8 protein-coding genes and 1 tRNA gene are annotated in these 11012 nt (G+C 68.6%); 7 read left to right on the top strand and 2 right to left on the bottom strand.

Translation table 11 applies throughout. From position 1 onward, the window contains the following. Positions 1-55 precede the first annotated feature (55 nt). Entirely contained in the window at positions 56-679 is a 624-nt protein-coding gene (locus KOE53_RS05120) for a TetR/AcrR family transcriptional regulator (RefSeq protein WP_188057670.1), read from the bottom strand. Between the two features lie 8 nt (positions 680-687). Further along, entirely contained in the window at positions 688-1968 is a 1281-nt protein-coding gene (locus KOE53_RS05115) for an isochorismate synthase (protein ID WP_188057669.1), read from the bottom strand. Between the two features lie 71 nt (positions 1969-2039). Here KOE53_RS05115 and KOE53_RS05110 point away from each other — a divergent pair, with 71 nt between their 5' ends. The 7 genes from KOE53_RS05110 (at position 2040) to KOE53_RS05080 (ending at position 10569) form a co-directional block, all read left to right on the top strand. Then, positions 2040-3317 carry an MFS transporter gene (locus KOE53_RS05110; protein WP_188057668.1) on the top strand — a complete coding sequence of 426 codons (1278 nt, stop codon included), beginning with the start codon at positions 2040-2042 and terminating at the stop codon, positions 3315-3317. Positions 3318-3363: 46 nt separating this feature from the next. Next, positions 3364-4305: a class I SAM-dependent methyltransferase gene (locus tag KOE53_RS05105; RefSeq protein ID WP_188057667.1), complete on the top strand. Its 942-nt coding sequence runs from the start codon at positions 3364-3366 to the stop codon at positions 4303-4305. Further along, entirely contained in the window at positions 4302-5357 is a 1056-nt protein-coding gene (locus tag KOE53_RS05100; protein WP_188046434.1) for a polyprenyl synthetase family protein, read from the top strand. Before KOE53_RS05105 ends, KOE53_RS05100 begins: the two co-directional genes overlap by 4 nt. A 71-nt stretch (positions 5358-5428) precedes the next feature. Continuing rightward, a complete protein-coding gene (locus KOE53_RS05095) occupies positions 5429-6820 on the top strand; it encodes an FAD-dependent oxidoreductase (protein ID WP_251364166.1) in 1392 nt (463 codons plus the stop codon). A gap of 9 nt (positions 6821-6829) precedes the next feature. After that, the gene (locus KOE53_RS05090) at positions 6830-7783 is read left to right on the top strand and encodes a Sir2 family NAD-dependent protein deacetylase (RefSeq protein ID WP_188057666.1); all 954 of its coding nucleotides are present in this window, start codon (positions 6830-6832) and stop codon (positions 7781-7783) included. Between the two features lie 58 nt (positions 7784-7841). Further along, on the top strand, positions 7842-10361 hold the full coding sequence (locus KOE53_RS05085; RefSeq protein WP_251364169.1) for a helix-turn-helix transcriptional regulator: 2520 nt from the start codon (positions 7842-7844) through the stop codon (positions 10359-10361). A gap of 123 nt (positions 10362-10484) precedes the next feature. Further along, positions 10485-10569 (top strand) — tRNA-Tyr (locus KOE53_RS05080). The last annotated feature ends 443 nt before the right edge of the window (positions 10570-11012 follow it).

Here is an 11012-nt window from a genome sequence, read left to right as displayed (position 1 = left end):
CGCGTGGGCTCCGTGAAAACGGGGACCACACGCCCGCTCATTCGTGAGCGCTGACTCAGATCTCGCCGTGGGCAATGACAGCGAAGACATCCATTCCGAAGGCGCCGGAGCGGGCATGCTCCGTGAGGGCCGGGTCGCGTGCCGCGAGCACCGAGGAGTGCCAGACGAGAAATACGGAGAGCGCTCGCGCGGCGGGCAGGGGTGAATTTACCGGCACGGCAATGCGCCGCGCGTAGTCCTCAGCGATTCGGCCCTGCGCGCGGATCCAGCTCTGAAACACGTGGCCGGCGATCTCGGGCGAGCCCGCCACGAGGTGCTCGACGAAGGGGTTCACCTCGCCCTGGCTCTCCGCGGCATCGATCCAGCCGTTCTGCGCCATGCTGAGCGTCGTCACCCGCGTGCTCTCGAGGACGGGTTCGTCCACGGGACGCAGGAGAAAGAGATCCGTGAAGGCATCGAGCCAGTCGTCGAAGTACGCCAGCAGGATCGCTGCCTTTGAGGCGAAATGCAGGTAGACGGTCCGCTTCGCGATTCCCGCCGCCTCCGCGATGTCGTCGACCGACGTGTGCTCATAGCCTCGTGTGGTGAAGAGCGTGTCCGAGGCGGCGAGAATTCGGGCGCGCGTTTCGATCTTGCGCTGCTCACGCTGGAGCTCGAGCTTGCTCGGGGGGAGTGGCATACCCAATTTTACGACGCGGGGTGCGCTGGCGGGGCGAACGCCTCAACTACGGGGCGAAACTTTGACACGGTCTCGGCGAGCTCGCGGTCAGGATCCGAGCCGGCCACGATGCCCCCTCCCGCCGAGGCGGTGACGTGCCGAGCCCCGGAGGACGCCGGCCCGAATTGCGCGCAGCGCAGCGCGATCACCCACTCGCCGTCGCCCGCGGCGTCCGTCCAGCCGACGGCGCCCGAGTAGCGGCCACGATCGAACGTCTCGATTTCCCCGATCGCGGCGACCGCGACCGGGGTCGGGGTGCCGGCGATTGCGGCGGTCGGATGCAGCGCTCCCGCAAGCTCGATCGAGGTGGCGTCGTCGGCTAGGCGGGCGCCCAGGTCGGTGGCGAGATGCCAGACATTCGGCAGCTCGAGCGCGAACGGCTGTTCGCTGGCGTGCAGCTCGCGGACGTGCGGTTCGAGGGCAGCGACGACGCTGTCGATCGCGAATGCGTGCTCGTGCTGATCCTTATCGCTCGTGAGGAGGGCATCCCGCGAGTGCGCATCGGTGATCGCGTCAGCCCCGCGCGGGCGAGTGCCCGCGAGTACGCGAGCGGACACGGCGCCTCCCGTCGAGCGAATGAGCGTCTCGGGGCTCGCGCCCACGAGCCCGTCGATTGCGAACGTCCAGCAGTCGAGGTAGCGCTCGGCGAGTCGGCGAATGGGCACGCGCAGGTCTGCGTCTGCGGCGACCGCGCCGTGCAACTGGCGCGATAATACGATCTTCTCGGCCTCGCCGCGGGCGATGCGAGCGGTCGCCTCCACGACGGCCGCGCGGAAGTCGTCTTCGCTGCCCGGGGCGGGGTCCACCGCGGCGCCGGGCCAGGATCCTGCCGGAATGTCTGCAGGAACGTGGGGAGCCGCGGCCTCCTCTGCCGTATCGCTCACGAGCGTCACCCAGGCGGTTCCGCGGTGCTGCGCGACGAGCACGCGCGGGACGATCAGGACGCTCTCGGCCGCGCTGTCGTCGGCGAACGCGAACGTGCCGAGGGCGACGAGCCCCGAGCCGGGAAGCTGCACCGGGTCGTCGATGGTCGCCTGCTTTGCGACTTCGCGCCAGGCGTCCGCCGCGCGCGCGAATCGGTCGGGCCCGGTGAAGCTCAGGCGCAGGGCCTCGCCGATGCCCACGCAGCCGCGGTCGCCCCGGATCCAGGCGAGCGGTGCCGCAGGGTCCGCCAGGGCGAGGAGGTCGGGAATCTCGCTGAGGGGTCGCGTGACGGCGCGCAGTCGCGGGAAAAGGGGCTCGCTCGTCACCCCACTAATCTACTCGTCCGCGACTGAGCGCCGCCCGCCCGCGGCATGCGCTTGCCCGTAGAATCAGCCAAATGCGTGAGCAACTCAGCCTTCCCGAGGCCCGCCGTGTCGCGGTCGCCGCCCTCGTCGGCACCGCGATGGAGTGGTACGACTACTACCTCTTCGGGCTTGCCGCCGCGCTCGTGTTCAATCGGCTGTTCTTCACGGAGCTCGACCCGTGGGCCGCGTCGCTGGCCGCCTTTGCCACGTTCGGCATCGGTTTCGTCGCGCGCCCGCTCGGCGCGGTGATCTTCGGGTCCCTCGGCGACCGGATCGGCCGTAAGCCCACGCTGATTCTGAGCGTGGTGCTCATCGGCATTGCGACCGCGCTGATCGGCGTGCTTCCCGACTTCTTCGCGATCGGTATCGCCGCGCCGATCCTGCTCGTGGTTCTGCGCCTTGTGCAGGGGGTGGCCGTCGGCGGCGAGTGGAGCGGCGCGATGACCATCGCGATCGAGCACGCGCCGAGGGAGCACCGCAACCGGCTCGCCGCCCTGGTGCAGCTCTCCTCGCCGATCGCGACCCTGCTCTCGAGCGGCGCGTTCACGATCGTCCTGCTGCTGCCCCCCGCGTCGTTTGACGCCTGGGGCTGGCGTGTGCCGTTCCTGCTCGCGATCCCGTTCCTGCTCGTCGCGGTCTTCCTGCGGCGCAGGATCGAGGAGTCGCCATCGTTTAGGGGCCTCGTCGCCGAGGGCAAGCGCGTCCGCGTGCCGATGCTCGCGGTGCTGCGCCGCACCCCTGGCCGGCTCGGTGTCGCGATCCTGGTGTCCCTGCTCGGCGTCGGCGGGTTCTACTTCATGAACACCTTCCTCGTGAACTTCGGCGCGAACGAGCGCGGCATCGACCGCCAACTCATGGTCAACGCGACGCTGGTGGCCGCTGTCGTTCAAGTGGGCGTCACGCTGCTTTCGGGGCGACTCGGCGAGCGCTTTGGCCCCGGCCGAGTGACGGCCTGGGGCGGCATCGCCACGGCCCTCGTCGCCTTTCCGGTGTTCTGGCTCATGGACCAGCGTTCCGGTGTCGGAGCGTTTCTTGCGGTTAGCCTCGGCCTCTCCGCGGTGATCCTGGCCTATGGCGTCGCGGGCCCGGCGCTGACCCTGCTCTTCCCGACGGAGCTGCGCTACTCGGGCGTGAGCCTCGGCTACAACCTGGCCGCCGTGGTGGGCGGGTTCCTGCCGCTCGCAGCACAGGCCTCGCTCGGCTGGTCGGGCGGCGCCTCGTGGGGACCGGCGGCGCTGTTCGCGCTCTTTGGCCTTGCCACCGCGACCGGTGGAGTGCTCGCGCACCGCCTCATTCGTGCGGCGTCATGACCGTAGCTGAGGCATGTACGGAACGCGCACGGGTACACGGGATACCATGGCAGGCGTGACTCGACCCGATGCCGTAACGAAGTCGTCGAGCGATGTCTCGGCGATGTTCGACGAGATTCCGCACCGCTACGACCTAATGAATGATGTGCTGACCGTCGGGATCACCCGGCTGTGGCGTATTGCGACCGTTCGCGCGGTCGCCCCACGCAAGGGAATGCGCATCCTCGACCTTGCCGCGGGCACAGGCACCTCGAGTGCCGCGCTGGCCGAACAGGGCGCGCACGTCGTCGCCGCCGACTTCTCGAACGGCATGCTCGACGAGGGGCGCAAGCGCCAGGCGGGCAACACGCGCATCGAGTTCGTGTGGGCCGATGCAACCGAGCTTCCCTTCGAAGACAACAGCTTCGATGCCGCCACGATCTCGTTCGGGCTGCGCAACGTCGACCGGCCGCAGGTCGCGCTCGCCGAGATGCTGCGCGTGACGAAGCCGGGCGGACGCGTCGTGATCTGCGAGTTCTCGACGCCCGCGGCGGCTATTCGCGCGCCCTACACCTGGTACTCGCGTCAGGTGCTGCCGCGCGTCGCCGGCCTCGTGACCGGGTCGAAGCAGGCCTACGAGTACCTCAACGAGACGATCGAGCAGTGGCCGGATCAGCCCACGCTCGCGCGTTGGATGCGCGAAGCGGGCTTCGAGCGCGTGGCCTACCGGAACCTGACCGCCGGTATTGCCGCCCTGCACCGGGGATTCGTGCCCGCCAAGGCCGCCGCCGCCCCCGCGCACGAGGAGCAGGCGTCGGCCAAGCCCGAGGCCAAGCCCGCGGCCGCCAAGAAGTCGGCGAAGCCCGCTGCGGCGAAGTCTGTTCCGGCGAAGCAGGCCGAGAAGAAGCCCGCCGCTAAGGCTCCCGCCAAGCCCGCCGCCAAGCCCACGGCGAAGCCCGCCGCCAAGCCCGCGGCACAGCCAGCCACGAAGGCAAAGGACAACGGATGATCCGGCCACTCGCGGAAGACACCGCGACCCAGGCGCTCCCGCTGCGCCTCTTCCAGGACGTGCAGGACAAGCGTCACGCGAAGCGCCTGCAGGACGAGCTCGAGCTCGTCGAGTCGGGCCTTGCTGAGCAGCTCTCGTTCGCCTCGCCGATCGCAGACGCGCCGGGCCGCTATCTCATGGAGGCGGGCGGCAAGCGGATCCGGCCGTTGCTGACCCTCCTCACGAGCGAGCTGGGAGAGGGCCCCAACGAGCTCGTGCGCCGCGCGGCACAGGCCATCGAGATGACGCATCTCGCATCGCTCTACCACGACGACGTCATGGACGACGCGAAGCTGCGCCGGGGCGTGCCCGCCGCGCAGGCGGTCTGGGGCAACAACGTCGCGATCCTGGCCGGGGACCTGCTGTTCGCGCGCGCCTCGACCCTAGTGTCGGGCATGGGCGAGGAGGCGATCCTGTTGCAGGCACGCACCTTCGAGCGCCTGTGCCTTGGTCAGCTCCACGAGACGGTCGGTCCGCAGGAGGGTGACGACGCGATCGCCCACTACATCCAGGTGCTCGCGGACAAGACGGGTGCGTTGATCGCGACCGCGGCCCGCATGGGCGTCATGTTTTCGGGTGCCCCGGCGGAGTACGCCGACCCGGTGACCGAGTACGGCGAGAAGATCGGCGTCGCCTTCCAGCTCGTTGACGACGTCATTGACCTCTCGCCCCAGGCCGAGCGGACGGGCAAGCGAGCCGGGACGGACCTACGCGCGGGCGTCGCGACGCTCCCGATCTTGCTGCTGCGCGAGCGCGCCCCGCAGGATCCCGAGGCGGCAGCGCTGCTCGCCCGCATCGATGCCGGCCTCGCACAGATCGAAGCTGGCGCCGACACCTCGGTGCTGGACCCGGAGGTCATCGCGCTGCGCGAACATGCCGTGACCCAGGAGACCGCGGACACCGCCCGGCAGTGGGCCGCCGACGCCGTGGCTGCCCTGGCCCCGTTGCCGCGCTCCGCTGTCACGCGCGCGCTCGCTCGCATGGCCGATTCCATCGTCGAACGCGAAGGCTAGACCCGCGCGTTCACGCGACCACAGACACCCGTGCGCGGCGACCCGCGCGAGCTGAGAAGAAAGAAGCACCAATGACTGAAGCCGCACCGAACCCGATGCGAGTGGCGATCGTGGGTGCCGGCCCGGCTGGCATCTATGCCGCCGACCTGCTGCAGAAGGCCGAGCGCGACTTCGAGGTCTCGATCGACCTCTTTGACCAGCTCCCCGCGCCCTACGGACTTGTGCGCTACGGCGTCTCGCCCGACCACCCGCGTATCAAGGGCATCATCAACGCCCTGCGCGACGTGCTCGACAACGGCGGGATCCGCTTCTTTGGAAACGTTCGCTACGGTGTCGACCTGCAGCTCGCCGACCTCGAGCGCCACTATCACGCGGTGATCTTCTCGACCGGCGCCATTCGCGACGCTGCCCTCGACATTCCCGGCATCGACGCCGAAGGCTCGTACGGCGCCGCCGACTTCGTGAGCTGGTTCGACGGGCACCCTGACGTGCCCCGCACCTGGCCGCTTGACGCCCGCCAGGTCGCCGTCATCGGCAACGGAAACGTGGCGCTTGACGTCTCGCGCATGCTCATCAAGCACGCGGACGACCTGCTGGTCACCGAGATTCCCGACAATGTCTACGAGGGGCTGAAGGCGAACCCCATCGAAGAGGTGCACGTCTTCGGCCGTCGCGGTCCCTCCTACGTGAAGTTCACGCCGCTTGAGCTGCGCGAGCTGGGCGAGGTGCGCGATGTCGACGTCGTGATCGACGAGCGCGATTTCGATCGCGAGGACGCGTATGCGGACGAGCTCGTAGCGAAGAACAAGCAGGCCCTCGTGATGACCCGCATCTTTGGCAAGTGGCGCGCAGAGCAGGCCGAGCGCGAGGCCGCTGGCGGGCCCGGTGCGAGCCGCCGCCTCTTCCTTCACTTCTGGTCGAAGCCGGTCGCCGTCGTCGCCCCGGACGGCCGCGTCGAGGGTCTCAAGATCGAACGCACGGCCCCCGACGGACACGGCGGTGTCGTCGATACCGGCGAGTTCGAGGTTATCCCGGTGCAGTCGCTGTACCGCGCCGTCGGCTACTTCGGGTCCCCGCTCGACGCGATCCCGTTCGACGACGCGCGTGGCGTGATCCCGAATGACCGCGGCCGCGCGCTCGACGAGTCGGGAGAACAGATCCCCGGCGTCTATGCGACGGGCTGGATCAAGCGCGGCCCGATCGGCCTGATTGGGCACACGAAGTCTGATGCCCTCGAGACCCTCGAGAGCCTCATCGCCGACCGCGAGAACCTGTGGCGTCCGACCGACCCGAGCATCGAGGCGATTCCGGCGCTGCTTGAGGAGCGCCAGGTCCCCGTGACGACGATCGAGGGCTGGCAGCGTCTCGACGAGCACGAGCTCGGCCTCGGTGAGGCGGCGGACCGCACCCGCATTAAGGTCGTCTCGCGCGAAGAGATGACCCGAGTTTCCCGCGGCGAGTAGGGCCGGGCCATGGCGGGGCAGCACAGGCAGGATCCTGCCAGTGAGTCGCGCCGCGACGCGGAGAACACGTCGGAATCGATTGATGCTCACGCGATAGATCGACTCGTTGCCCTGGCGCAGGATCGGCCGATTGCGGCGCTCACCGGCGCCGGAATCAGCACCGACTCGGGTATTCCCGACTACCGGGGAAAAGGTGCGCCGCCGCGTACGCCGATGCGGGTCGAGCAGTTTCTCGGGGACGCAGCCGCGCGGCAGCGCTTCTGGGCGGGAGCCCGGCTAGGTGCTGGCGCCTTTGGCGAGGCCCGGCCAAACCCCGCACACCTCGCGCTCGCGGCGCTCGAGCGAGCGGGGAGGCTGAGCGGCGTCATCACTCAGAATGTCGATGGCTTGCATCGCCTCGCCGGGACCCAGCGTTTGGTCGAGCTGCACGGCAACGGCGCGATGATTCGCTGCGTCCCCGGCGGGCACCGATTTGCGCGCACCGAGGTGCTCGGGTGGATCGACCAGGCAAACCCCGAACTTGCGGAGACTGCCGCGCGAGCGGTCGCGACACCAAACCCCGACGCGGACGCCGAAATCGCGGGGCTCGTCGACCTCGAACGGGTGACGGTGCCGCATTGCCCCATCTGCGGGGGTTTGCTGCGCCCGGATGTCGTCTTTTTCGGCGAGTATGTGCCCGCGGAGACGTTCCAGGCCGCCCGTGAGGTCGTCGCGGCGGGCGGCGTCCTGTTGGTGGTGGGCTCTTCGCTCGCCGTCAATTCCGGCATCCGCCTGCTGAACCAGGCGGAACAGGCGGGTACGCCGATCGCCATCATCAACCGCGGGCCGACCAAGGGCGATGCCCGCGCTGCCGTCCGCATCGAGGGGGGAGCGGCCCTCACCCTCACCGCACTCGCCACCAGATTGCGCATCGACGATCCAATACACGTGGAAAGTGCGCTGGAACGCGGTACCTTTGGCTGAGGGGACCCGGTTGGCGGTACGGCGAGTCAGCGGGTGAATATTGGGGGGAAGCGTGACCATGCGGCAAGAGCAACTGCTCGCACGCCTTGATGGTCCCGCGCGCGCGCTCGTCGTGCATGCAGAGCCCGGATCCGGCAAGACCGCGCTGGCGGCTGAATGGGCACGCACGCGGCAGGCCGCCGGGCGCCCCACTTCCTGGGTCCTGATTGATCCCGAAGCGGCCAGTCCGCGACAATTTTGGGCGCGCGTCGCGACCGGCCTTCGCGCAGTATTGCCTGAACCGGCGGGGGCCGTCCTTGTCGCGGTCCAAGGTGGCGCGCTTCCAGTAGGCGAGGCGACCGCCGCAATTGCGAGCGCCCTCGTTGCCGCGCCTCGCTCACTTGCCCTGGTTATTGACGGCCTGGACTGCGCAGAGGAGGCCGCTCAGGCGCAGCTCGTGGCATTGATTGGCCGCGTCCCCTGGTTGCGCGTCGTCGTGACGACACGCAGGAGTACCGCGCTTGAGACGCCCGCGAACCGGGTGACGCTCGGCATCGATGTCATCGACTCGGCTGACCTGGCCATGACCGCCAGCGAGATCTTGGCGCTTTCCGATTCTGTGGGGGGCGACCTGACTGCGGCCGAGGCAGAGGGGCTTCGCCGCGTCACACGCGGGAGCGCGCTTGCGGTCCGGGTCGCGCTTACGGAGTGCCGGCCGCTGTCACCGGGGGCGGGCACCTCCCGATCGCGCGCGCGCCGCATTAGCGAGGCGCTTTCCGTTGCAGCGATCGGCGCGCTCGATGTGTTTGTCGACGATGAGGAACGCCAGACCGCGCGCCGCTTCTCGCTGAGTCCCGAGCTTGACGCGCCTCTCGCCGCCGAGATCGCCGAGTCGCGGGGTGCGTGGGAACTCGTCGAATCATTCGCCCAGCGTGGCCTCGGTCGCATCGAGACGCGACCCCGTGGCCGCAGCGTGTTTACGTTCTATGCCCTGCCGCTGGCCGGGCTTCGAAGCGAAGCCAAACAACATCTTCCGCTCGAGGATCGACGCGCCGTGCGGGTCAGGGCCGCACGACGGCTGGCCGCCCTCGGCGACCCCGTCGATGTCCTTCGGCTTTTGGTGGAGGCTGGGCTCGACCGCTCGGTGTGGGGCCAGTTTGTTCGCCGACTGGGCGAGATCACCGTCGATCGGCGCGATGAGATGTTGGACCTGCTCTACGGTCTGTCCAAGGAACGCATCGAACAGGATGGCACGCTCGCCATGGTGCTCGCGATGGTGATGGGCGATCGGGCTTTGCGACCCTCCGGACGCACCGAGCGGCTGATTCGCTCTGGGCTGACGGAGCTGTTGTCGCGCCAGATACCTGACACGGCGACCGACCGCTTCCTGCTCGAGGTAGCGCGATTTGTGGGCCATCGCGTGCTGCGAGAGTACCCGGAGGCGCGATTGATCGCGCAGCGCTTGCTTCCGGGAACGGTCGAGTTCGAGACGGCCGCGGCGGCCCGTGCCGGCGCGAGCAGCTCGCTCCTCATCGACTTCACGGTGGTCAACTTGCTCGCCGGTGATCACCAAGGCGCCATTGACGCGGCGAACCTCATCACGGACGAGGTGTATCCGGCGCTCGTGCACCGCCGGAATGCGTTGCTCGCGTTGAGTCACACGATTCGTGGCGACCTGCAGTCGGCCGATCGGGCGCTCGCGCCCATCCCCGACTCAGTCATGCGCGAAGCGGAGGGCACGCTCGAGGCGGCCGCGTGGCGGCTCGCGCGCGTGCACCTACTCCTGGAGCAAGGCGCGGTCCTCGACGCCTTCGTCGAACTCGATGGGCTCCGCGACCGGCTGCACGAGTGCGAGCTCTGGCCTGCGACGGTGTGGACCAGTGCGTACACGCGACTCGTGACCGGGGCTGCGGAGCGAGGCGCGGCCGAGCTCGAGCGAGCGCTCGAAGGGATGCGCCGGATGGGGCTTTCCCCCTCATGGGAGGAGCGGCTTCGCGCGATGCGCGCTGACCTCCTGCTCGCTTCGGGCGCCGCGGCAAAGGCGTCAGAGGCGGCGTATGGTCCGGCGAAGAGCGCCCCGATGCTGTGCACACTCGCGCGGATCGCGCTCGTTGTCGGGCGCCCAGAGGATGCGCTTTCTCGTCTCACCGTGCTGGGCGAGCGAAGCCTGCGGCCGCGCGAGGCCGCCGAAGTGCACCTGCTCCTGGCCACCGCTCAGCTCCGCCTGGGTCGGACGGAGATCGCGAAGCATGCGCTTGAGATGGCGCTGCACCGTATTCGTGAGACGCGGCTGCGCTCGCTGCTCTCGTTCATCACCGTGGAGGACCTCGCCGACCTGCGACCGTTGGCGCCGGCGAAGCTTTGGCTTGAGCCGCTCGCTCAGCCGTTTTCACTCACCGCCCTGGGTGAGGCGCTCACGGAGCGCGAGGCGCGTGTGCTCTCGGAGCTCGTGGTGGGCGACCAGATCGCGCAGATCGCCGAGCGTCTGCACGTCTCGCCGAATACGGTGAAGTCGCAACTGCGCAGCGTCTATCGCAAGCTCGGGGTGTCTGGGCGAGAAGAAGCGATCCGCGCGGCAGCCGACCACGGCCTGCTCTAGCGCCCGATTTCCCGGCGCTATGCGACGCCGAGACCGACGCTGAAATGCCGAAGAGCGCCCTCGATTTCCGTTCCCCGCAAAGACGTACTATTCTTGACTCTTGGTCGCACTTGTGCGGCCACTGGCGAGTTACCCAAGCGGCCAAAGGGATCTGACTGTAAATCAGCTGTCATCGACTTCGTGAGTTCGAATCTCGCACTCGCCACCATGAGAAAAGCCCGCGTTCACACGCGGGCTTTTCTGTTTCTCCCGGACACCTCTGCCGTGTCGGTAGCGCTACTCGCGTACGCCACGGGTCGGGAACACTCTGTTGGCAGAGTGCATCGGATCGCGGATTCGACACTTTCAAGCAATCAACGCTGCGGGCGGGCCTGGGGCCGCGGCCATTGACAACGGCAGTGATGCGTGAGCTCCGGCTGCTTCGCCTGCTTCTGAGCCTGGCACGCCCGGGATTTAGGTCGAAATCGGTGTTTCTGGCGACTTTTGGCCGGATTGGCGCGGTTGGGGTGGATCGTCCGGGTCGGCTCGGGTTTGTAACTTCCGCGTGTTTCCGGGGGGACACGCCCGGCGGCGGGGCGTGATTTGCCCGCGGGCCGGATCGAACGTAATGTTATCCCTTGTCAGCACGGCAGTGCGGGACACGGAATGTGG

This window comes from Leucobacter sp. CX87, from assembly GCF_018682295.1.
GTDB lineage: Bacteria > Actinomycetota > Actinomycetes > Actinomycetales > Microbacteriaceae > Cx-87.
This window is presented reverse-complemented; position numbering and strand designations above follow the sequence as displayed.